General features: G+C 72.8%; 20 protein-coding genes and 1 tRNA gene. 11 read left to right on the forward strand and 10 right to left on the reverse strand.

The window, feature by feature from the left end:
* The first annotated feature begins 64 nt into the window (after window positions 1-64).
* The 8 genes from ACIBF7_RS30940 (at window position 65) to ACIBF7_RS30975 (ending at window position 8936) form a co-directional block, all read left to right on the forward strand.
* Window positions 65-703, forward strand: a complete 639-nt coding sequence (locus tag ACIBF7_RS30940; RefSeq protein ID WP_219543804.1) for a pyridoxamine 5'-phosphate oxidase family protein — start codon at window positions 65-67, stop codon at window positions 701-703.
* Between the two features lie 88 nt (window positions 704-791).
* Entirely contained in the window at window positions 792-3170 is a 2379-nt protein-coding gene (locus ACIBF7_RS30945) for a protein kinase (protein WP_397198739.1), read from the forward strand.
* Window positions 3171-3281: 111 nt separating this feature from the next.
* Entirely contained in the window at window positions 3282-4820 is a 1539-nt protein-coding gene (locus ACIBF7_RS30950; protein WP_148029637.1) for a serine/threonine-protein kinase, read from the forward strand.
* Window positions 4821-4939: 119 nt separating this feature from the next.
* Complete coding sequence (locus ACIBF7_RS30955) at window positions 4940-6343, forward strand: hypothetical protein (RefSeq protein ID WP_397198740.1); 1404 nt, start codon at window positions 4940-4942, stop codon at window positions 6341-6343.
* Between the two features lie 37 nt (window positions 6344-6380).
* On the forward strand, window positions 6381-7745 hold the full coding sequence (locus ACIBF7_RS30960) for a DUF2510 domain-containing protein (protein WP_397198741.1): 1365 nt from the start codon (window positions 6381-6383) through the stop codon (window positions 7743-7745).
* 70 nt (window positions 7746-7815) lie between these two features.
* Window positions 7816-8409, forward strand: coding sequence for an oligoribonuclease (orn, locus tag ACIBF7_RS30965; RefSeq protein WP_148029634.1), 594 nt, complete (start codon window positions 7816-7818; stop codon window positions 8407-8409).
* Window positions 8410-8476: 67 nt separating this feature from the next.
* Window positions 8477-8552 (forward strand) — tRNA-His (locus tag ACIBF7_RS30970).
* A gap of 156 nt (window positions 8553-8708) precedes the next feature.
* Window positions 8709-8936: a response regulator transcription factor gene (locus ACIBF7_RS30975; protein WP_364231245.1), complete on the forward strand. Its 228-nt coding sequence runs from the start codon at window positions 8709-8711 to the stop codon at window positions 8934-8936.
* A 57-nt stretch (window positions 8937-8993) separates the two neighbouring features.
* Here the strand turns inward: ACIBF7_RS30975 and lat are convergent, their stop codons facing one another.
* From lat to ACIBF7_RS30995, 4 genes are all read right to left on the reverse strand, one after another.
* Entirely contained in the window at window positions 8994-10274 is a 1281-nt protein-coding gene (gene lat / locus ACIBF7_RS30980; protein ID WP_397198742.1) for an L-lysine 6-transaminase, read from the reverse strand.
* Window positions 10275-10358: 84 nt separating this feature from the next.
* On the reverse strand, window positions 10359-10886 hold the full coding sequence (locus ACIBF7_RS30985; protein WP_219543799.1) for an HdeD family acid-resistance protein: 528 nt from the start codon (window positions 10884-10886) through the stop codon (window positions 10359-10361).
* A gap of 60 nt (window positions 10887-10946) precedes the next feature.
* A complete protein-coding gene (locus ACIBF7_RS30990) occupies window positions 10947-11591 on the reverse strand; it encodes a hemolysin III family protein (RefSeq protein WP_219543798.1) in 645 nt (214 codons plus the stop codon).
* A 20-nt stretch (window positions 11592-11611) separates the two neighbouring features.
* Window positions 11612-13090 (reverse strand): penicillin-binding transpeptidase domain-containing protein, encoded by a 1479-nt coding sequence (locus tag ACIBF7_RS30995; protein WP_397198743.1) that lies wholly within the window; start codon window positions 13088-13090, stop codon window positions 11612-11614.
* An 82-nt stretch (window positions 13091-13172) separates the two neighbouring features.
* On the opposite strand from ACIBF7_RS30995, the gene ACIBF7_RS31000 reads away from it, so the two are divergent.
* Window positions 13173-14018 carry a fused MFS/spermidine synthase gene (locus ACIBF7_RS31000; protein ID WP_364231237.1) on the forward strand — a complete coding sequence of 282 codons (846 nt, stop codon included), beginning with the start codon at window positions 13173-13175 and terminating at the stop codon, window positions 14016-14018.
* Here ACIBF7_RS31000 and ACIBF7_RS31005 read toward each other — a convergent pair.
* From ACIBF7_RS31005 to ACIBF7_RS31015, 3 genes are read right to left on the reverse strand one after another with little or no spacing between them, the layout of a single operon-like run.
* Complete coding sequence (locus tag ACIBF7_RS31005) at window positions 14015-14683, reverse strand: response regulator transcription factor (RefSeq protein WP_364231234.1); 669 nt, start codon at window positions 14681-14683, stop codon at window positions 14015-14017. The two genes, ACIBF7_RS31000 and ACIBF7_RS31005, sit on opposite strands and share 4 nt — an antisense overlap.
* Window positions 14676-16388 (reverse strand): sensor histidine kinase, encoded by a 1713-nt coding sequence (locus ACIBF7_RS31010; protein ID WP_397198744.1) that lies wholly within the window; start codon window positions 16386-16388, stop codon window positions 14676-14678. The genes ACIBF7_RS31005 and ACIBF7_RS31010 overlap by 8 nt, the downstream gene beginning before the upstream one ends.
* 12 nt (window positions 16389-16400) lie before the next feature.
* Window positions 16401-16529, reverse strand: a complete 129-nt coding sequence (locus ACIBF7_RS31015) for a hypothetical protein (protein WP_281429311.1) — start codon at window positions 16527-16529, stop codon at window positions 16401-16403.
* Between the two features lie 16 nt (window positions 16530-16545).
* Between ACIBF7_RS31015 and ACIBF7_RS31020 the strand changes: the two genes are divergently transcribed.
* Window positions 16546-17934, forward strand: coding sequence for a serine hydrolase (locus ACIBF7_RS31020; protein WP_397198745.1), 1389 nt, complete (start codon window positions 16546-16548; stop codon window positions 17932-17934).
* Here the strand turns inward: ACIBF7_RS31020 and ACIBF7_RS31025 are convergent.
* Window positions 17931-18470 (reverse strand): hypothetical protein, encoded by a 540-nt coding sequence (locus ACIBF7_RS31025; protein ID WP_364231223.1) that lies wholly within the window; start codon window positions 18468-18470, stop codon window positions 17931-17933. The two genes, ACIBF7_RS31020 and ACIBF7_RS31025, sit on opposite strands and share 4 nt — an antisense overlap.
* 172 nt (window positions 18471-18642) lie before the next feature.
* Here ACIBF7_RS31025 and ACIBF7_RS31030 point away from each other — a divergent pair, with 172 nt between their 5' ends.
* The gene (locus ACIBF7_RS31030; protein WP_397198746.1) at window positions 18643-19881 is read left to right on the forward strand and encodes an alkyl sulfatase dimerization domain-containing protein; all 1239 of its coding nucleotides are present in this window, start codon (window positions 18643-18645) and stop codon (window positions 19879-19881) included.
* Window positions 19882-19885: 4 nt separating this feature from the next.
* Here ACIBF7_RS31030 and ACIBF7_RS31035 read toward each other — a convergent pair whose 3' ends face one another.
* Both ACIBF7_RS31035 and ACIBF7_RS31040 read right to left on the reverse strand, forming a co-directional pair.
* Window positions 19886-21100, reverse strand: a complete 1215-nt coding sequence (locus ACIBF7_RS31035) for an aminotransferase class III-fold pyridoxal phosphate-dependent enzyme (protein WP_148029623.1) — start codon at window positions 21098-21100, stop codon at window positions 19886-19888.
* Window positions 21101-21120: 20 nt separating this feature from the next.
* Window positions 21121-22038 (reverse strand): carbohydrate kinase family protein, encoded by a 918-nt coding sequence (locus ACIBF7_RS31040; protein ID WP_364231218.1) that lies wholly within the window; start codon window positions 22036-22038, stop codon window positions 21121-21123.
* Window positions 22039-22091: the final 53 nt, after the last annotated feature.

A 22091-nucleotide genomic window follows, 5' to 3' on the forward strand; every position in this document is an offset into this window, starting at 1 on the left:
GTCTCCGGGAAGGCGTTGATAGTGGCTCTCCAGGATAGGTCCACTTCGCGGCTACGGTCGACGCATGCTCTCCTCCACCGCTCGCACCCGGCTGGGCCGCTCGAAGGAGCGTGGCAGCACCGACAGGAACGATCTGTACGAGATCCTCGACGCGGGTCTGATCTGCCACCTGGGCGTGGTGGCCGACGGTTACCCGATGGTGGTGCCCACCGGCTACGGGCGCGTCGGCGACACCCTCTACCTGCACGGGTCGACGGGGGCCAGGTCGCTCCGCGCGGCGGCCGGCGGCGAGGTGTGCGTGACGGTGACCCACCTCGACGGCATCGTGCTGGCCAGGTCGGTCTTCCACCACTCCGTCAACTACCGCTCCGCGATCGTCTACGGCCAGGCCAGGCTGGTGACGGACGAGGAGGAGCGGATGGCCGGCCTGCGCGCGCTGACCGAGCAGCTCGCGCCGGGCCAGTGGGACTACGCCCGGCCGCCGGACCGCAAGGAGCTGGCCGCCACCGCCGTGCTCGCCCTGCCGCTGGACGAGGCGTCGGTCAAGATCCGCCGTGGGGCGCCGAGCGACGAGGACGCCGACTACGCGCTGCCCATGTGGGCGGGGGTGCTCCCGCTCGTCACCGCCTGGGGCGAGCCGCTGCCCGACCCGGCGCTCGCAGACGGGATCGGCATACCGGTTCACATCAGTGACAGAAAGTAGTTCCATGAACAGGGGCGCACCTGGCAAACTCCTTCCCTAGATCACGCGTCTCAACTGGTGGGCCGACCCTGGTTAAAGAGGCGGACAAATGGAGTGGAGCGCACCCGGCTACACGGAGATCACGCAGCTCGGCGCGGGCGCCAGCGGCCGTGTCGTGCTGGCCGCGCACGAGGAGACCGGCGTCAAGGTCGCGATCAAGTACCTCTCCGAGAGGTTGCGACATGATCCGGCCGCGCTGGGCAGGTTCCGCTCCGAGGCGCGGCTGCTGACCACGCTGCGCGACCCGAACGTCGCCACGCTGTGGGAGTACATCCAGGATCCGCAGGGCGCCGCGATCGTCATGGAGCTGGTCAACGGCGTCCCGCTGCGCGCGCTGCTGCGCGAGAGCGGCCCGACCGGCGCGGAGGCGGCGCTGGTCGTCCTCAAGGGCTCGCTGCTCGGCCTGGCCGGGGCGCACGCGCTCGGCCTGGTCCACCGCGACTACAAGCCGGAGAACGTGATCGTCCGCGACGACGGCCACAGCAAGCTCGTCGACTTCGGCATCGCCGTCAAGCAGGGTCAGGCCACCCGGGCCGAGGGCACCCCGCCTTACATGGCGCCGGAGCTGTGGTCGGGCGAGCCCGCCACCCCGGCGACCGACGTGTACGCGGCCACGGCCGTGTTCTTCGAGTGCCTGACGGGCCACCGGCCCTACCGCTCGCCGGAGCCGAGCGTGCTGGGCTACCAGCACCTGCACGCCCCGGTTCCGGTGGACGACGCGCCCGAGCCGGTGCGTGAGCTGATCCGGCGCGGGCTGGCCAAGAGCCCCGCCGACCGGCCCGCCGGCGCCGAGGCGTTCGTCGCCGAGGTGGAGGAGGTCGCCAGGGCCGCCTACGGCGACGACTGGGAGGAGCGCGGCCGCCGGCGGCTGGCCGGGCTGGTGTTCCTGCTCGCGCTGCTGCTGCCCGAGCCCGCCGAGCCCGCCCCGCAGGTGACCACCACCCTGGCCCGCACGGTGTTCAGGGCAGCGCCGCGCAAGGCGGTGCGCGTAGCCATGGCGGGCGGGCTGGCCGCCGTGGTGGCCGCCGCCGTGGTGGTCGTGGCCGTCAACAGGGAGACGCCGACGCGGCTCGAACCCGTGGCCGCCGCGCCCTCCGAAGCGCCGTCGCCCACCCCGTCCCTGCCGCCGGCGGTGACTCCGCGGCCCTCCGGGGATCCCACCGCGGGCCCCTCCCCGGAGGACACGGCGCTCGGCCGCCTGCCGGTCATCGGCGACCCGGGATCCCCGGCCACCGCCACGGGCGGGTCGCCGGACCCCGCCGTCACCGGGGGCCCCGACCCGGTCGCGACCTCCACGGACGACCCCGGCGCCCCGCCGGCCAGCACCCCGCCTTCCTCCGAGCCTCCGACCAGCGCCCCGCCCTCCTCGGACCCGCCCACCAGCGCCCCGCCCTCCTCCGCCCCGCCCTCTTCCGACCCGCCGACGACGACCACGCCGACGGTGACTCCGACGGTGACTCCGACGGCGAGCACCCCGACGCCGAGCGACCCGGTCACGAGCGCGCCGCCCCTGACCGCGGTGTCCTCGCTCACCGTGCACCGGTTGGCCGTCAGGGGCGCCGTCGCGGCGGGAGCGCTCACCGTCGACGCCACCGGCACCGGTCCCATCACCGCCCGCGCCACCTGGCGCGTCGCCGGTGAGGAGGTGCGCACCGAGCGGATCGGGCTCGGCGACGCCCGCACCTACACCCGCACCGTCTCGCACGACCTGGGCGAGCGCCCCTGCGGCAAGGACGTCACGCTCACCGTCGTCTCCGACCCGCCCGCACGGGGCGGGAACGGTTCGTCGACCGTGAGCGTGCCGCCCTGCCCGACCGAGGTGACCGGCCTGCGGGTGAGGCTGGCCATGGCGGGGGCGACCGCCAGAGCCACCGTGTCCATGCGCACCAGCGGCACCGGCGAGGTGCCGGTGGCGGCGGCCTTCGCGGTCAACGGCGACCAGGTCGCCACCCGGTCGGCCGAGGCGTCCGGGCGCACCTCGTACACCACGACGTTCCGCCACGCCTTCCGCAGCCGCCCGTGCGGCGCCACCGTCACGGTGCGGGTGACCGCCAAGGGCCGGACGGCCACCGGCAGCGCCGACGTCGTCTGCCCGATCGAGGTCAGGAGCGTCTCCGTCGTGCGCGCCGTGACCGACGCCGGCGGGCTGACCGCCACGGTCGCCGTGAGAACCGGTGACACGCGGCCGGTCCGCCTCGTCGTGGGGTTCCAGGCCGGGAAGATCGCCGGTACGAGGCAGCTCACGCTGTCCGGCGCGACTTCGTACTCCAGGACGATCCGATACGCGGTCAAGACACCCTGTGGGGCTTCCTGGCGGGTACGGGCGAGCACCCGGCCGGGAGCGGGCAACGGCGGCTCCCAGCGGGGCGGCACGCTGCCGGACTGTGAACCCGAGGTGACGGAGACTCCACAGCCGGAGATCGACTGAACCTCACCCTTTCGAATTCGGGATATCTGATGCCGGTAGGTGTGAAACGCCGGTTAAGCTACGCTCCGTCTGTTGAGGGTGGGGGCCCGGACGACCGTAGAGGAGACCGCTATGAACGGCGATGAGCGGTGGGGGGTCCCCGGTTACACCGAGGTCCGCGAGCTGGGCACCGGCGCCGCCGGCCGGGTGGTCCTGGCCACGCGCGACCACGACGGGGCCGAAGTCGCCATCAAGTACCTGTCCGACCGGCTGAGGGACGACGTCGGCTTCGTCGCCCGGTTCCGGCAGGAGGCCAGGCTGCTGGGCGCGATGCGCAGCCCGCACAACGCCAGGCTGATCGACTACGTCGAGACCGGGCACGGCGCGGCCATCGTCATGGAGCTGGTCAACGGCGTGTCGCTGCGCGAGCTGCTCCGCTCGGAGGGCCCGACGGGGCCCGAGGCCGCGCTGACCGTGCTGAAGGGCTCCTTACAGGGGCTCGCCGCGGCGCACGCGATGGGGATCGTGCACCGCGACTACAAGCCTGAGAACGTGATCGTCCAGGGCGACGGCGCCAGCAAGCTGGTCGACTTCGGCATCGCCGTGGCGGCCGGCATCGGCGCCAGCGCGGCCGGCACGCCGCCGTACATGGCGCCGGAGCAGTGGTCGGGCGCGCCGGCCTCCCCCGCGACCGACGTGTACGCGGCCACGGTGGTCTTCTTCGAGTGCCTGACCGGCGCCCGCCCCTACCGGGCGACCAACCTGGCCGCGCTGGCCCGCCAGCACCAGGCCACGCCGCCGCCCGTCGAGGAGGTGCCGCCGGCCCTGCAGGGCCTGGTCGAGCAGGGCCTGGCCAAGCGCACGGAAGAACGGCCGGCGTCCGCCGAGGCGTTCCTGGTGGAGCTGGAGACCGTCGCCCGCGAGGCGTACGGGACCGACTGGGAGGAGCGCGGCAGGCGGAGGCTGACGTCTCTGGCGGGCCTGCTCCTGCTGCTCTGGCCGGTGCCGCCCGAGGCTCCGGCGGAGGCGGTCACCACGCTGGCCGAGACCCGCTTCGAAGGCCCGGCCAAGCTGCTGAGCAAGGTGTCCGCCAAGGCCGCGATCACCACGGCCTGCGTCGGGGTGGCGATCGCGGTGGCGGTGGTGCTGGTGAACCCGTGGAAGGGCGACACCGCCCTGCGCGCGCAGACCACCACGGCCACGCCCACCCCGTCGGCCTCCAGCGCCGAGCCGGTGGAGACCGACACCTTGGAGCCGGTCGAGACGGAGACGCCCGAGGAGCCGACGCCGGAGGCGACGACGCCGCAGCCGACCACGTCCGTCGCGCCCGTCGCCCAGCCCACGGCCACCCGTCCCACGACCCGCCCCACGGTGCGGCCGACTGTGCGGCCGACCAGGACCAGGAAGCCCACGGCCCGGCCGACCCGGACCCCGGTGAAGACCCCGGTGTCCACCCCGGCCGAGACGCCGGAGACCAGGCTGTCCGGCAAGGCCGACACCGGCAACCGGGGCACCGCCGCGCCCACGCAGCCCTCCGCCACGCCCACGCGGCAGACGCCGACGCGGCAACCCACGCGGACGCCGTCCACACCGCCGACCACGCCCAGCCCGTCCGAGAGCCCGACCGGCGGCGAGCCGCCCAGGAGCACGCCCACGGTGATCATCGACTAGGGAGCGGCACCGACCGGAACGGGTGACGTCCGGTGCGGTTCCCGTCAAACTGGCGGTAAGGCGACGCAAGTCGGGGCGTCACCACAGGAAGATCTGACGCTCCGGGGGGGCAGACGGCGATGAGCAATCCGAGACAGGGGATCGCCGGGTTCCGGCTGACCGAGCACACCTGGATCACCGAGCTGGGCAACTGGATCGACGCGATCTCGCCCGACGGCCGCAGGGCCGGGGCGCTGCTGTTCGACTCCAGGATCATCGAGCTGCCCGGGGTGCGCGACCGGGTGGTGTCGGCGGTGCTGACCGACCGCCGGCTCGTCATGGGCGGGCTCGGCGGGCTGATCCCGGTCGCCGACGTGGTGGCGGCCGGCGAGCAGGTGTGGCTGCTCACCGCGCAGGCGGTCACGCCCACCCTGGCGAGCCTGCTGGCGGCCGGCACCGTGGAGGCGGGCGGCGCGGCGGCGGTGCTGGCCGACACCTCTCAGACCCTGCTCGCGCTGCACGCGTCGGGGGTGACGCACGGCTCGGTGCACCCGGGCACCGTCGTGGTCACGGCCGACGGCGCCGCGCTGCTGTCGGAGCGCGGGCTGGCCGACGCCATCCGGGGCGAGATCTCGCCGCCGGATCGCGACGTCTCCGGCTGGGCGGCGCTGGCACGCGGGCTCGCCGGCGCCTGCCAGCGCGGGGCGCCGCAGGCCGCGGCGGCGTTCGAGCGGGCCGCGGCCGCGGCCACCACCCACGGGCTGGCGGCGGCCAGGAGCGGTCTGCTCGCCGAGTCGCACGTGCTGCCCGGCGGCATGATCACCCGTGACCGGCTGGCGCAGGCGGCACGCGGCCAGTCGATGTTCGCGCAGCCCGCCGCGTACGGCATGCCGGCCCCGGCCGGGCAGGAGCGCGACGAGGGCGACATCGTCACCCTGCTGCACGTCCCGCAGGGGCGCGAGAGCGCGGGCTGCACCACGCACGCCGGTCAGGCGACCACCAGTCCCAGCCCCGGCGGCGGGGAGGCGATGCGGTTCGGGCCGGGCGTCGGCGCGGCGGGGCAGGAGTCCACGGCCCAGCGGATCTGGCGCGAGGGCGCCTCCCCCGCGCGGAACGGCAGGGCCAGGGCGGTGCGCGCGCGACGCCGCCGGACGATCGTATCGGCGCTCGTGTTCGCGGCCGTGATGGCCGGGGCGGTCCTGGCCTGGCTGCGGCTCAGCGGTGGCGACGACACACCCGTGGCGGTGGAGAAGGTGACCGTCACCACGTCGGAGAAGACGCTGGGCTGCGACAGCGACGCGTTCGTCTCGGGCCGGATCGACACCAACGGCGGGGCCGGCGAGATCCGCTACGAGTGGCGGATGAACCTGGACAAGGACGTCGAGGAGGGCACCCTGCGCGCCACGGCCGGCACCACCTCCTACGACGTCGACCTGACGTGGCGGCTCCAGGGCGAGCGCACCGCCAAGGCCACGGCCACGTTACGGGTGCTCTCTCCCGGTCCGGCCCGCACCGCGAAGACGACCTTCACCTACAAGTGCTGAATGCACACCAAAGCGGTTGTTTACTACGCTGACGTGCATGACCTCGCAGACCCCCGCGGGCTGGTACCCCGACCCGTACGGCTCTCCGCAACTGCGGTGGTGGGACGGCAGCCAGTGGACCGACGCCACCCATCCGATGGAGCAGGGCCCGATGGATCGAGGCCCGACGCAGCAGGGCCAGACGGATCAGGGGCCGGCGCACCAGCAGCCCTCAGGACCCCAGCCGGCCTCCGGCCCGCAGCAGCAGCACGGCAGCCGTCCGCCTGACTGGCCGCCGGCGGGGGCCAACCCCACGCTCGCCTACGGCCAGCCTCCGCCCCAGGGCCAGCCCCCTTCCGGCCAGTCAGGTCCGTACGGGCAGTCCGGGTCGTACGGGCAGTCCGGGTCGTACGGGCAGTCCGAACCTTCCGGCCAGTCCGGGCCGTACGGACAGTCGGGGTCGTACGGGCAGTCCGGTCCTTATGGGCAGTCGGGTCCGCAGGAGGGCGCGTTCAGGCATCCCGGCGGCCAGCAGGCCCCGTACGGGCAGCCGGGAGGGCAGCAGTACGGCCAGCAGGCCCCGTACGGACAGCAGGGCTCCTACGGGCAGCAGTCGTGGGACGCTCCCGGCTACGGCCCGCCGCCCAAGCAGAGCAACCCGATGCCGTGGATCATCGGCGGGGCGGCGGCACTGCTCGTGGTGGCCCTCCTCGTGGTGGCCGCCGTCGTCTTCGTCAACAGCACCGGTGACCCGGCGGCCGCGCCGACGACGTCCCAGAGCCAGACCGAGGAGCCGGCGGAGACCGAGGACCCGGACCCGGCGCCCTCGACCGATCCCCCGCCCTCGACCGACCCGCCGCAGAGCTCCGCCGAGCTCCCGCAGCCGGTGGACGGCCGCATCACCGACGCCAAGCTGGGGGTCTCGTACGAGGTGCCGGACGCCTGGGACGTGCCGCGCGCGTCCGCGATCAACAGCACCCAGCCGGGGGCCCAGCTGTGGAGCAGCGGCGTGCAGAAGATCTCGCAGGAGAAGTTCGACGGCCGGTCCGACTGGATCGGCAACGTCTTCACCGGGGCGCTCAGCGACCGCTACCCCTACCCCGGCGCCGCCGGGATCGGGCTGACGGCCAAGGCGGTGTACGCCGACTTCAACAACAGGTACTACTCGCTCCAGCACACCAGCAAGATCGTCAAGGACCAGGCGATCAAGATCGGTGACCGGGACGCCTGGCTGGTGCAGTTCGAGATGGACTTCACCCAGATCTCCGAGGAGAAGGGCTACCAGTGGAAGAAGGAGAACGGCGCGGTCGTGCTCATGGACCGCGGTGAGGGCGAGCGGCCGGGACTCATCTACGTCTCGGTGCCCGACAACCTCGGCACCGACGTGGTCGACAAGGTGGTGAGCTCGCTCAAGCCCGCGTGACGAGTGGCACTAGGCTGGTGGCATGAGCAGGCGGACGGGTCGCTCCGGGCCGCTGCGGCGAGGAGTACGCATGAGTGATTCCCTGGTCTGGATCGACTGCGAGATGACGGGTCTCGACCTCGGGCGCGACGCGCTCGTCGAGGTGGCGTGCATCGTCACCGACAGCGAGCTCAACCAGCTCGACAGCGGCGTGGATGTGATCATCAAGCCGCCGCCGGAGTCACTGGAGCAGATGTCGGGGGTCGTCCGCGAGATGCACACCGCGTCGGGGCTGCTGCCGGAGCTGGCGACCGGGGTCACGCTGGCCGAGGCCGAGTCGCTGGTGCTCGACTACATCCGGCGCCACGTCCCCGAGCCGAAGAAGGCTCCGCTGTGCGGCAACTCGATCGGCACCGACCGCACGTTCCTGGCCAGGGACATGCCGGCGGTCGACGCCTACCTCCACTACCGCATGGTCGACGTGTCGTCGATCAAGGAGCTGTCGCGGCGGTGGTACCCCCGCGTCTACTTCGCCGCGCCCGAGAAGCAGGGCGGCCACCGGGCTCTGGCCGACATCCTGGAGAGCATCCGGGAGCTGCGTTACTATCGGGCTGCCGTGTTCGTCGGCCAGCCCGGGCCTGACTCGGCAACGGCCCGGACACTCGCGGAGCGTGTCAGCGGTTAACGGGTGGCGTGAAGACTCCCGAACACCGCTACACTCTTCCTGTGCCGTTCTTGCGGACGGCGCGATGGTGGGTGTAGCTCAGTTGGCAGAGCGCCAGGTTGTGGTCCTGGATGTCGAGGGTTCAAGTCCCTTCACTCACCCCAGAGGGCAACGGCCGGTTCTTCGGGACCGGCCGTTGCCGTTTTCTTCCGACAACTCCCCAAAAACATGTCAATGCGAGTTATGCTCGCTGTCTACCGCTAACGCCGGTTGGTTGGGGGGACTCGGCGATCTGACCGTCTGCGCGCCCCGGAGGCCGGATGAGAGTCGACGACGCAGCGTTCGACAGCGCGTTCACGTCCTTGAGCAAGCGTGAGGCCGAGGTCATGGACCTGATCGCGACAGGACAGTCCAACAGCCAGATCGCACAGCAACTGTTTCTCAGCGAGAAAACGGTCAAGAACCACGTCAACCGCATCTATGCCAAGCTCGGCGTGGACTCCCGCGTCCGTGCCATCGGCCTCTGGCGGTCCCGTACCACGGAGTGATCCCGTTTCGGAGCGTGCGCGCCCTCCCCTGAGGCGCGCGCGCTCGGACAGAGGTGGCTACGGAGCCGTCTCCAGGAGGGCGGACAGGGCCGTGAGGCCGTGGTCCACGTCCTGCTCCGGGATGTTGAGCGCCGGGCGCAGGCGGACCGACCTGGGCCCGCACGGCAGGACCAGGACTCCCGCCTCCTCGCGCAGCCGGGTGACCAGGGCGTCCCTGTCGGACGGCGCCGGCAGGTCGAAGGCACACATGAGCCCGCGCCCCCGGACGCCGGACACGGTCTCCGGGTGCTCGGCCTCCAGCTTGGTCAGCCGCTCCAGGATGGTGGCGCCGAGGGCGGCCGCCCGCGGGATGAGCCCGTCGCGTTCGACGATCTCCAGGATGCCGCGGCTGCGCACCATGTCGACCAGCCCGCCGCCCCAGGTGGAGTTGATCCGCCCGCTGCGTTCGAAGACGTTGCCGGGCACCTCGTCCACGCGCCGCCCCGCCATGATGCCGCCGACCTGGACCTTCTTGGCGAAGGCCACGATGTCCGGCTGCAGCCCGAGCTGCTGGTAGGCCCAGGGGGTGCCGGTGGTGCCGCCGCCCGTCTGCACCTCGTCCAGGACGAACAGGGCGTCGTGCGCGTGGCACAGGTCCTGCATGGCCCGCAGGAACTCCGGCCGCATGTGGTTGTCGCCGCCCTCGCCCTGGATGGGCTCGGCGATGAAGCAGGCGATGTCGTGCGGATGCCGCTCGAAGGCGGCGCGGGCCTGGGCCAGCGCGCGCTCCTCGGCCGCCTCGACGTCGCCGGCGTGGATGGCGGGCACCTCGACGCGCGGCCAGTCGAAGGTGGGGAACCGGTCGGTCTTGACCGGATCGGTGTTGGTCAGGCTCAGCGTGTAGCCGCTGCGGCCGTGGAAGGCCTGGGTGAGGTGGAGGACCCGGGTGCCGAGCTCGCGCGGGCGACCGGCGGCCTCGTTGCGGCGGCTCTTCCAGTCGAAGGCGACCTTGAGCGCGTTCTCCACGGCCAGCGCGCCGCCCTCGACGAAGAACAGGTGGGGCAGGGCGGGGTCGCCGAGCACCCGGGTGAAGGTGTCGACGAAGTCGGCGAGGTGCTCGGTGTACATGTCGGGGTTGGCCGGCTTGTTGCGGGCGACCTGGCCGAGCAGGCGGGCGAAGTCGGGGTCGAAGGGCGGGTTCACGCCGAGCGGCGCGGAGGCGAAGAACGTGTAGAAGTCGAGGTAGCGGCGGCCGTCGCGGGCGTCGACGAGCCACGAGCCCTGGCTGAGTTCGAGGTCGAGTACGAGCCTGTATCCGTCGACGAGCAGGTGGCGGGCAAGGCGGGCGTGAACGTCCATGTCTCCTCCGCATTCGGCCGGACATGCCATATATTCCCCACCGTAACCCGGATTCATCCATAAAATTTACGGATCACCGCCCCATCAGGCTATCTTTTTCAACCGGAAAGACAGCGCGATCAGCGTGATCCCGTACAGCAGCGCGAAGATCCCGACCAGCCAGACGAGGCTGAGCAGCCCGGCGGCCGGCCAGAGCAGGAGCAGCACGCCGAAGATGACCGACAGCACGCCGCCCAGGATGAGCATCCACTCGTTGGAGATGACCTTGCGCAGCTGGATCCCGTCCGCGATCTCCGCGATGCCGGTGAAGATCGCCCAGAGGGCGATGAGGTACAGCAGCACGAGCGAGGTGATGCCCGGCCAGATGAAGGCGGCGAGGCCGGCCAGGATGCCGATGACGCCGAGGGCCACGGCCCAGGCCCGCGACCGCACCTCGTGGCGGTACGCGGAGTAGATCGCGACGATGCCGTCGACGATCGCGTAGGCGCCGAAGAAGATCACCAGCACCAGCAGGGTGATGCCCGGCCAGATCAGTGCCAGGATGCCGAAGATCACGGCCGCGATGCCCCGGACGAGCGGCATCCACCAGGTACGCGCGAGTTGCTGCTCCATTCTTCCCTGATGTCCGCGCGAGCCGTCGGGGCACCCCTTGGCATGGTCAAGAATGGGCGATCATTGGGAGTAGACCACGATCGACACCGCGACGTACTGCACCAGGTAGGCGGCCAGGGTGAAGGCGTGGAACACCTCGTGGTAGCCGAACCAGCGGGGCGAGGGATCCGGCCGGCGCAGCCCGTACACGACGGCGCCGGCGCTGTAGAAGACGCCTCCGACGGCGACCAGCACCACGGCGGCCACCCCGGCGCCCCGCAGGAGCTGCGGCATCACGAAGATCGCGGTCCAGCCGAGCGCGAGATACAGGACGGTGTAGAGCCAGCGCGGCGCGCCCATCCACAGCACCCTGAACAGCACGCCCGCGAGCGCCCCGCCCCAGGTGACGGCGAGCACGGCGATGCGCGCGGCGCCGTCGAGGGCGAGCAGCGCGAACGGCGTGTACGTGCCCGCGATGATCAGGTAGATGTTGGCGTGGTCGAACCGGCGCAGCCACTCGGCGAGCCGGGGGCCGAGCGTGCCGCGGTGATAGGTGGCCGAGATGCCGAAGAGCAGCCCTGAAGTGATCGCGTAGACGGCCGAGGCGAGGCGGGCCTGGAGGGTCGGGCCGAGCGCCACGAGCACGATGCCCGCGATCATGGTCACGGGCAACGCTCCCGCGTGCAACCACCCCCGCAGAATGGGCTTAACGGAGATCGTCGTCATATAACCTACGGTACCGTAGGTTAGAGTCCGTTCAAGAAGCGGGCGGCGATCGGCACCGCCGCCGACCGGCCCGAGCCGCCGTGCCTGACGAAGACGGAGAAGGCCAGGTCGCCGCGGTAACCGATGAACCACGCGTGCGGGGCGCCGTCCACGACCTCGGCGGTGCCGGTCTTGCCCGACAGGTCACCGGGCAGCCCCGCGCCGCCGGCCGTGCCGTGGTCCACGACCGCGCGCATCATCGCGCGCAGCCCGGCCACCACCCCCTGGTCCAGCTCCACGGGGTCGGGTGCGGGGCCGTCGATGCGGGTGGCCTCCTTCTCCGGCACCAGCCTGGGCGCCCGCCAGGTGCCGCTCTGCACCGCGGCGGCGACCGTCGCCATGCAGAGCGGGCTGGCCGTGACCGAGCCCTGCCCGATGGCGTCGGCGGCGCGCTGGTCGGGTCCGTCCGCCTCCTGGATCGAGCCGCAGAAGCCGCCCGCGCCGGTCGGCAGCGCCCGCCCGAAGCCCCACCGGGAGGCCGTCTCCGGCAGGTCGGCCACGTCCAGCCGGGCGAGCGACTGCTCGACGAACGTGGTGTTGCAGGAGTACGCGAACGCGTCGGTGAAGGAGACGGCGCCGCGCGCCACCTCGCCGTCGTTGCGGAGGGTGCGATGGCCGGGGATCGTGTACGTGCCGGGACACGCCACCTGGTCACCCGGGCCGAGCCCCGACTCCAGCAGCGCCGCGGCCGTGATGACCTTGAAGGTGGAGCCGGGCGGGAACACGTCCTTCAACGCGCTGAAGCCGCTCTTCAGCCGGTCGGCCACCGCGAGGATGTCGCCGCTGCTGGGCTGGATCGCCACGATGGCCGCGTCGGAGCTCGCGTCGAGCGCCCGCGCGGCCGCCGCCTGCACCGAGCGCGACAGCGTGGTCCGCTGGCGGCGGGTCTCCGGCCGCGCGCTCAGCAGCTCCCGGTCCGGCTTCCCCGGCGCCTTGGCCACCAGCACCCAGCCCACCGGCTCGCCCTCCTCCCGGTCGTCGCGCAGCGGCCGCAGGTGGGCGTCGGCGTAGCTGTTGTGCGGGATCTTGTCGCCCTCCCTGGTGACCTGCTCGGCCGGGGAGCCGAACAGCTCGACGAGCTCGATCGTGCCGCCGTCCTTGAGCAGCGGGTGCAGGGTCTCGGGCTGCCAGAGGACCTTCCACTGCCGGTCGCGCACCGCCAGCCTGAGCGTGCCGTCGAACGGCCACTCGCCAAGCTCCTCCAGCTCCCTGACCCCGGTGAACGTCACCTCGGCCGTCTCCTCGCCGGTGCGCTCGACGTCCCCGGGCTCCAGCCGCAGCCGCTCGACGCCGAGGGCGCCGCCCATCGCCTCGTGCCACTGCCTGAAGTCGCCGGGAGGCCGGTCCACCAGCCGCGACATGGCGACCACGTCGCCGTCCCGCCATGCCTGGAAGTACGCGGCCGAGGTGTCGGCGGGGCTGCCCTCGACGCCGCCGGCGGCCGAGACCGCGAAAGCCACCGCGGCGATAACGGCCACAACTGCGCCTACGACCACAATCAGCCTGCGCTGTCGCATACGGTTCTCCCAGGAGGAGATGAACGTGGCACGTGGACAGAGGGAACCGATGCCCGGCCAGTACCCGGTGACCTTCGGCGAGGTGGAGCTGCTCCGGGACCTGGACAGGCAGGACGGCTGGGTGCTGTCCAAGGATGGCGTACCTCAGTCTTATGTGGACCTACAAGACCCGACATTTCTGGAATTCGAATACGTCCGCCTCATGGCCGACGTCATCGACCTGCTCGACGAGGGCCCGCTGAGCTGCGTGCACGTGGGCGGCGGCGCCTGCACGATCCCCCGCTACGTCGCCGCCACCCGGCCGGGCTCCCGGCACATCGTGATCGAGCCCGACGGCCTCCTGGTCAACCTGGTACGCGAGCAGCTCGACCTGCGCTCGGTGCCCAAGCTCAAAATGATCATCGCGGGCGGCCGGGAGGGCACCGCCAAGGTCTGGGACTCCTCGGCCGACCTCGTGGTGCTGGACGCGTTCACCGGCGCCACCATGCCGGTGGAGCTGGCCACGGTGGAGTATCTCGGCGACGTCGCCCGCGTCCTGCGCCCCTCCGGCACGCTGCTGATCAACCTGGCCGACGGCAAGGGCCTGGCCTTCGCCAGGCGCCTGCTCGCCACCGTCACCGGCGCCTTCCGCCACGTCGCCCTGCTGGCCGAGCCCGGGGTGATGCGCGGGCGCCGGTTCGGCAACCTGATCGTCGCCGCCTCGCGCGCCGAGCTGCCGCTCGACCCGCTCACCCGCCGCGCCGCCGGCGGCCTCACCCAGGCCAGATGCGTGTACGGGGAAGCGCTGGAGAAATTCGTCGCCGGAGCCGCCCCGATCAAGGACGGCGACGCGGTGCTCGCTCCGGTGCCGCCGCCGGCGGTGTTCGGCTAGGGCCTCAGGTAGGCGAGCACGGCCGCCACCCTGCGGTGCACGTCGGCGCTGACCTCCAGGCCGAGCTTGGTGAAGATGGAGTTGACGTTCTTCTCCACCGACGACACCGACAGGTGCAGGGCCCTGGCGATGGCGCCGTTGGAGCGGCCGTGGGCCATCTCGCGGAGCACGTCGCGCTCGCGCGGGGTGAGCGACTCCGGCTCGCCGCGCAGGTCGTGTCTCGCCATCAGGCCTTCGACGACTTTCGGGTCGATGACCGAGCCGCCGGAGGCCACCGCCCTGATCGCGCCGAGCAGCTCGTCCAGGTCGCCGACCCGGTCCTTCAGCAGGTAGGCGAAGCCCTCGGTGCCGTGCTTGAACAGCTCCAGCGCGGACAGCGCGTCGGAGTACTGCGACAGCACCACGATGCCGACCCCCGGGTGCGCCGCCCGCACCGCGTGCGCGGCGTCGATGCCCTCGAAGCCCTGCCGCCAGTCGCCGCCGGGCATCCTGATGTCGGTGACCACCACGTCGGGCCGCAGCCTGCGCACCGCGTCGAGCAGCTCGTCGGCGTCGCCGACCGCGCTGACGACGGTGACCCCGCCGGACGTCTCCAGCAGCTGCCGGGTGCCCTCGCGCACCAGGTAGTGGTCGTCGGCCAGGACCGTCCTGATCGCGTCACCCATCGACCGGCACCCACGCGTCCACCCGTGTCCCCTTTCCGCGCCCGCTCTCGACCCGCAGCCCGCCGCCCAGCGCGTCGAGCCGGTCGGCCAGCGTGGCGAGCACGCCGGGCCGCGCCTCGAACCCCGTGCCGTCGTCTGTCACCGTGGCGCCGAGCCGCCCCTCCTCCCGGGACAGCCGCACCTCTATCCTGGCCGCCCCCGCGTGCTTGAGCGCGTTGGCGACGGCCTCGCTCACCGTGAAGTACATCGCGCCCTCGACCTCGTCGGGGAACCGCTCGGCCCGCAGCTCCCGGCCGGCGAGCACCTGGACGGGCACCGGCAGCCGGGCGCAGCGCTCCTCGACGGCCTCCACCAGGCCGCCCTGGCTGAGCGCCGACGGGTGGATGCCCGCCGCGAGCTCGCGCAGGTCGGCGAGGGTCTGGCGGGCCTGCTCGCGGAGGTTCCCGAGCGTCCCGGTGCCGCCGCCGGTGGCGCGGGCCAGCTCGATGCCGGCGATGAGGGCGACGAGCTGTTGCTGCACGCCGTCGTGGATGTTGCGCTCGATGCGCCGCCGCTCGGCCTCCTGCGCGTTGACCAGGCGGGTGGCCAGCCCGGCGCTCTGGATCGCCAGCCCGGCGGGTACGGCCAGCGCCTCCAGGAAACGCCGGTCCTCGCCGGACAGGCGGCCGTGGGCACGCGGGCCGCACTCGATCCGCCCCTGCCCGCCGAGCACGGGCAGGGTGATCGCCGCGGGACCGTCCTCCGGCCCGGAGACCACCCTGCGGCCGTCGGCGAGCGTGACGGCGGCCCAGCGGGTCTCCAGGCCGGTGCGCACGGCCATGGCCAGTCTGCCGAGCTGCTCGACGGGCTCCCGGCTGTCCTCCAGCTCCGGGCCGAGGCTGGACAGCACCTCCTGCACGGTCGGCCGCACGTCGAACACCAGCAGCAGCCGCGAGCCGCGCAGGCCGACGCGGAGGTCGAGCAGGCGGTGGCGGACGACCGCGACCACGATCGCGCCGGGCAGCGCCCCCAGCATGGCCAGCGCCCCGGCCACGCCGACGACCGGCAGGGCGATCCCTCCGAAGAGGAAGAAGTACGCCAGCAGCACTCCCACCTGGGTGGCCGTGGTCCCGGCGACCATCCAGCCGTACTGCGAGCGTTCCGGCGGACGGCTGCGGCGCCAGCGCAGCACGAGCCCTCCGAGGACCACCCAGCCGGCGACCCAGACGGTGAGCTGGCCGACGGTGGCGGCGAGAACGCCGGTCAGTTGCACGGGATCGGTCACGTCCGGAGACCCGCCGAGGAAGAGGGGCGCCATCAGCACCCCCGCGGCGTGCACGGCGGCGGCGACGCCCGCGCCCCAGGCGACGGGACGCCACCGGCGCGAGGGCAGCCGGCCCTCCGGGAACAGCAGCGGGACGTACACCCAGGTCAGCGCGTAGAAGACGACCATCGCGACCATCGAAGGGGCCGCGAGCCCGGGCACGCGGCCGACCAGGCCGACGCCGAAGATGCCGGCGCCGAAGCACACCGCGGCGGCCAGCAGCAGCCGGCCGTACGGCACGTCCGGCCGGCGGGCGGCCAGCAGCCAGCCCAGCACCGGCAGGACCAGCCCGACGGCGACGAACGCCACGTGCCAGACCGTGAAGCCCTCCAGGAGCGACCCGCCCACCAGCCCCGCGGCCGCGATCAGGGCCATCAGCCCGGCCGCCAGATTCGTACGCATCGCCCCTCATCGTCACAAAGGCAGCTGACCTGCGTCCATGAGGTTGACCGCACAGTCGGTGCGGCCATCCCCACCCCGCGGGACGGTGGCCTGCCCGGTGGGCGCGGCGGCGGCGCCCGGCTTGGCTGGGGGCACGTCCACGCGAGGAGGATCTTTCATGAGAAGGCGCGTATCACTCCTGGCGGCCGCCTGCGCCGTCAGCCTGACGGCGTGCGCCGCACCGGTCGCCACCGCCGCGGCGGTCACTACCGCGCCGGGGACCGCCGCGACGGCGACCGCGACGCCTGCGGCCACGTCTACGGCGCCGCCCGTCGAGATCCCGGACACGCCTCTGGGGGACGCGCTGCGCTGGGTGCTGGACGCCTCCACCAGGGCGCCGGTCGGGGAGAGCGAGCTGAGGACGCGCATCGCCCCCGAGTTCCTCGCGGCGGTCCCGGCCGAGCAGTTCGACGCGGTGCTGACCGCGTACCCGGACCTGAGCCTGCGGGCGGTGAGCGTGGCGCACGCCGCCGCGCTCGTGGCGGGCGTGGAGTCGGGCGGCAAGCGGTTCCTGCTGGAGTTGTCGGTCGACGGCGCGGGGTTGATCAACGGGATGCGGCTCACCGAGGCGCCCGCCCCGCAGCCCGCGCCGAAGAGCTGGAAGGAGCTGGAGCGGCGGCTGCGCGCCGTCGCGCCGCGGGCCGGGTTCGTCGCGGCGCGGGTCGACGGCCGCGCCTGCCGCACCGTGCGCGGCGTCGCGGCGGACGTGCGCCGCCCGCTCGGCTCGATGTTCAAGCTGTACGTGCTCGGCACGGTCGCCGGGCAGATCAAGAAGGGCGCCTACGGCTGGGACACCGAGCTGACGATCACGGCGGACGTGAAGAGCCTGCCGACCGGGCAGCTCCAGGACCGCCCCGACGGGAGCCGGGTGACCGTGCTGGAGGCCGCCAGGCTGATGATCTCCATCAGCGACAACACCGCCACCGACCTGCTCATCCGCAAGGCGGGACGCGAGGCCGTGGAGCGCACCATGCGTTCCTGGACGAAGGGCCACGACCGGCGCAACACGCCGCTGCTGACCACGAGGGAGCTGTTCGTGCTCAAGGGCGCCCGCTACCCGGAGCTGGCCGAGCGCTACCTGTCGATGAACACCCGGGACAGGCGCGACTATCTGGCGAAGGTCGTGGCGAAGGTGCCGCTCTCGGACATCCGTCCGTGGACCCACCCGCGCGAGCTCGACACGATCGAGTGGTTCGTGTCACCGGAGGACGTCTGCCGCGCCCACGCCGCGCTCTCCGGGCTGGGCGACAAGCGGGTGGACGAGATCATGTCGGCGAACGACGCGGGGCTCGGGCTGCCGCCGGACCGGTGGCGGTCGGTGTGGTTCAAGGGCGGCTCCGAGCCCGGGGTGTATGACATGGGCTTCCGCGCCCGTACCACCGACGGCAGGACGTACGCCGTGACCCTGATGGGCGTCAATCCGGACGCGCCGTTCGACGACGGGAAGACCGGCCAGGAGTTCCTGGCGCTGGCGCGGGGCGCCTTCGCGCTGGCGGCGCGGGGCTAGCTGATCGTCAGGCAGGCGATCCGGTCACCGGCGTTGCCCGCGTCGGGGCCGGTCGCCGTGGTCTCCTTGGAGTGCAGCACCAGGGAGCGGGGCGGCGTGGCCGGGTCGAAGCCCCACGGGTGGCGGGCGGTGGCCCGGCCGGCGCCGGTGGCGTCGGTCTTGAGGTCGAGCCAGATCTCGTTGTCGGCGCTGGCCGGGCCGGGCCGGTGCTGGTAGTGCGGGCCCGCGTCGGCGCCGGTCTTCCCGCACGGCTTCGTGTGCAGGTGGGCGCCGTAGCCACGACTCGGCCGGAAGCCCTCGACCACCAGAGAGGTGATCGTCTGGCCGCCGGACGACTCGGCGGTGACGCTGGCCTGGGCGCCTTCGGGCGCCAGCTTCCGGTCATAGGCGATCGCGGAGGCGCCGGCGACGGTGAACTCGCCGCTGCCGTTGAGCGTGGTGGCCGGCTGGCCTTCCGTGTGGGCAAGCTGCGGCGGGCTGGCGCCGCAACCGGCCACGAGCAGGGCGAGCAGGATGACGGGCAGGCGTGTGGGCATGCCCCACTCATATCAGTAACCGAGCGACTACGCATCGTGTTTGAAGATTCGTGTCCCACTTCAGCGACCCCGGCGCTCAGCCCCGCCCCGCCAAGAGGTCGCGATCGAATCGAGACGTGACCTTGCCGTGCCCCTCTTGCCTAGAACCGAATTCTAGAAGCAGAGTGGGACCATGATGGAGGAGTACGCGGACCGCGTGTGGCGTGGGGAGACCGGCGACAGCATCGCGGATCCCGGGTTGTCCGGCAGGGGTGTGATGACCGTCGCCGACGGCCTGGGGTGGTGGCCCGGATTCGGCAACGTGATCGCGTTCGAGACGGAGGGCCACCTGGCGCTCTGGGACACCAGCAGCCCGTTCTCGGCGGGCAAGCTGTACGAGGACGTGCGGGGATGGACCCGGGCGCCGCTGACGGCCGCGTTCTACTCGCACGGCCACATCGACCACGTCTTCGGCACCGGCCCGTTCGAGGAGTCCGGGCCCCGGGCGACGGTGTACGCGCACGAGGCCGTCGTGCCGAGGTTCCAGCGCTACCTGCTGACCAGCGGCTACAACGCGGTGATCAACCAGCGGCAGTTCCAGCTCCCCAGCCTCCAGTGGCCTTCGGAGTACCGCCACCCCGACGTCACCTACCGGGACGCGCTCACCGTCAGGCTCGGCGGGCTGACCTTCGACCTGTTCCACGCCAAGGGTGAGACCGACGACGCCACGGTCGCGTACGTGCCCGAGCACCGGCTGCTGCTCCCCGGCGACCTGTTCATCTGGGTCACCCCCAACTGCGGCAACCCGCAGAAGGCGCAGCGCTACCCGCGCGAGTGGGTGCACGCCCTGCGCCGGATGGCCGCGCTCGACGCCGAGATCATGCTGCCCAGCCACGGCGCCCCGATCTTCGGCCGCGACCGCATCCGGCAGGCGCTGCTGGAGACGGCCGAGTGGCTGGAGTCGCTGGTCACCCAGACGCTCGGCCTGCTCAACGCGGGCGCCCGGCTGGACGAGATCGTGCACGCCGTCCAGCCGCCCGGCCACCTGGCCGACCGGCCCTACCTGCGGGCCCGTTACGACGAGCCGGAGTTCGTGGTGCGCAACCTCTGGCGGCTCTACGGCGGCTGGTACGACGGCAACCCGGCCAACCTCAAGCCCGCTCCCGACGCGGTGCTCGCCCGGGCGGTGGCGGACCTGGCGGGCGGCGCCGGGAAGCTCGCGGACGCCGCCGTGAAGGCGCTCGCGGACGGCGACGAGCGGCTCGCCGGCCACTTCGCCGAGATGGCCGCGCTCGCCGCTCCCGACGACCCGGGCGTCCACCGGGTCCGCGCCGACGTCTTCGCCGCCCGCGCCGCCCGCGAGGCGTCCCTCATGGCCAAGGGCGTCTTCACCTGGGCCGCCTCCGAGTCGGCGGAGCGGGCCGGCTCCTGACCGGTCAGCCGAAGTGCGACCGGGTCTCGGCGAAGGCCCGGTCGGTGCCCTCCAGCGCGAGGGCCACGTCCTGCTCCGTGTGGGCCGCCGACATGAACCAGTTGTGCCAGGGGTGCAGGTAGACGCCGTGCCGCAGGCAGGCGTCGCTCCAGTGCAGGGCGACCGACAGGTCCGCGTCGCCGTCGAAGCTGAGCCACGGGATCGTCACCGGGCCGGTCTGGTTCACCACGAAGCCGTGCGCCTTGGCCTGCGCGTACAGGCCCTCCCTGAGCTGGGTGCCGGCGCGCTCCATCGCCGCGATGCCGTCGGTGTCGCGCAGGGTCTCGATGGTCGCCTTGGCCGCCGCCATGGCGACCGCGGAGAACCAGAACGACCCGGTCGTGTAGAGCGTCTGGGCCGCGCCCCGCAGCGCGTCGACGCCGGTGAGGGCGGCGATCGGGTAGCCGTTGGCCATGGCCTTGGACCAGGCCGTCAGATCCGGCCGCACCCCGTACCGCTCCCACGACCCGCGCAGGTCGATCCGGAACCCGGCGCGCACGTCGTCGATCACCAGCGCCGCGCCGAGCCGGTCGGCCAGCGCCCGCGCGCCCCGCGCGAAGGCGGGCTCGACCAGGGCCTGGTCCTCGAATGAGTCGTGCTTGAACGGCGTCACGATGATCGCCGCCACGTCGTCGCCCGCGCTCGCGGCGGCGGCCTCCAGCGACTCCAGGGAGTTGTAGTCGAACTCGACCAGGTCGGCCCGCTCGTTCGGGGTGGTGCCGGCGGTGGAGGGCGTGCACCACGGGTCGGCCCCGTGGTAGGCGCCGTGCGCGCGGAGCACCTTGGTGCGGCCGGTGGCGGCGCGGGCGACCATGAGCGCCTGGGTGGTGGCGTCGGTGCCGTTCTTGGAGAACATCGCCCAGTCGGCGCTCGGGATCGTGTCGACCAGCAGCTCGGCCAGCTCCACCATGATCGGGCCGGGGCCGTTGAGACAGTCGCCGAGAGCGGCCTGCCGGGCGGCGGCCTCCTCCACCCGGGGGTGGCGGTGGCCCAGCACGACCGGCCCCCAGCTGCACATGAAGTCGATGTACGCGCGCCCGTCCGCGTCCCACTGCCGGCAGCCTTCGGCCCGCTCGAAGAACTGCGGGTAGCCGGGGGCGAAGATGGCCGCGTTGAGGTGCCCGTACATGCCGCCGGGGACGACCTTGGCGGCCCGCGCGCGGAGTTCGGCGTCTGTCATCGGAGACTCCTAAGGGGTGGTCAGTCGAGGAGGGCCAGCACGGCGTCGAGGTCCGTGAGCCCGGCGTCGGAGCCGAGCCCGGTGGCCACCAGGGAGGCGGCGGCGGTGCCCCAGCGGGCGGCGGTGGGCACGTCCTCGCCGTGCAGCAGGCCGGTGACGAACCCGGCGCAGTACGCGTCGCCGCAGCCGGTGGTGTCGGCCACCTCCGTCTTGACGGCCGGGACCCGTTCGGCGCCCGCGCCGGTCACCACGAGGCTGCCCGCCTCGCCCAGCGTGACGAGCACGCCGCGCGGCCCCTCGGCCAGCAGCGCCCCGGCGGCCTCCCGCACGTCGTCGGCGCCCGCCATCAGCCGGGCCTGGCTCTCGTTCGGCAGCACGTAGTCGACGTGCGGCAGGAACGCCCGCGCCAGGCCGAGCAGGTCCGGCATCTCCGACAGCAGGTCCATGGTGACCACCGTGCCGGCGGCCCTGACCTCGTCGAGCAGCGCGAAGAAGGCGGGGTCGGCGAGTGCGAAGGTGACGTCCACACCGCCCAGGTGGATCGCCCGCGCCCGGCGCAGCAGATCGGTGTCGAGGTCGGCGGGCGTGACGCCGAGGTTCGCGCCGGGGACGTGGAAGCTGGGGCGCCCGCCGTCCGGCCGGATCGGCAGGATCGAGGCGGCGGTGCGCTCCCCCGCCCGGCGGACCAGCCGGGAGACGTCCACGCCGTGCTTGGCCAGCACCGCGACGAGGAAGTCGCCGAGCTCGTCGTCGCCGGCGGCGCCCATGGTGACGACCTCGTTGCCCAGCTTGACCAGGTCGACGGCGGTGCCGGCGGCGGAGCCCGCGGCGGTGAGCCGGATCTCGTCGACGAGCACGGTGTCCTGCCCGTCGGGGATGTGCGAGACGGGCCTGGCGAGGATGTCGACGATGTGCACGCCGACGGTGACGACGGTCATGGTTTAAATAGACAGACGTCCGACTAAAAAGTCAATATGCTGGAGCGAACACG

The sequence above is a fragment of the Nonomuraea sp. NPDC050478 genome (genome assembly GCF_044458265.1).
GTDB lineage: Bacteria > Actinomycetota > Actinomycetes > Streptosporangiales > Streptosporangiaceae > Nonomuraea > Nonomuraea ferruginea.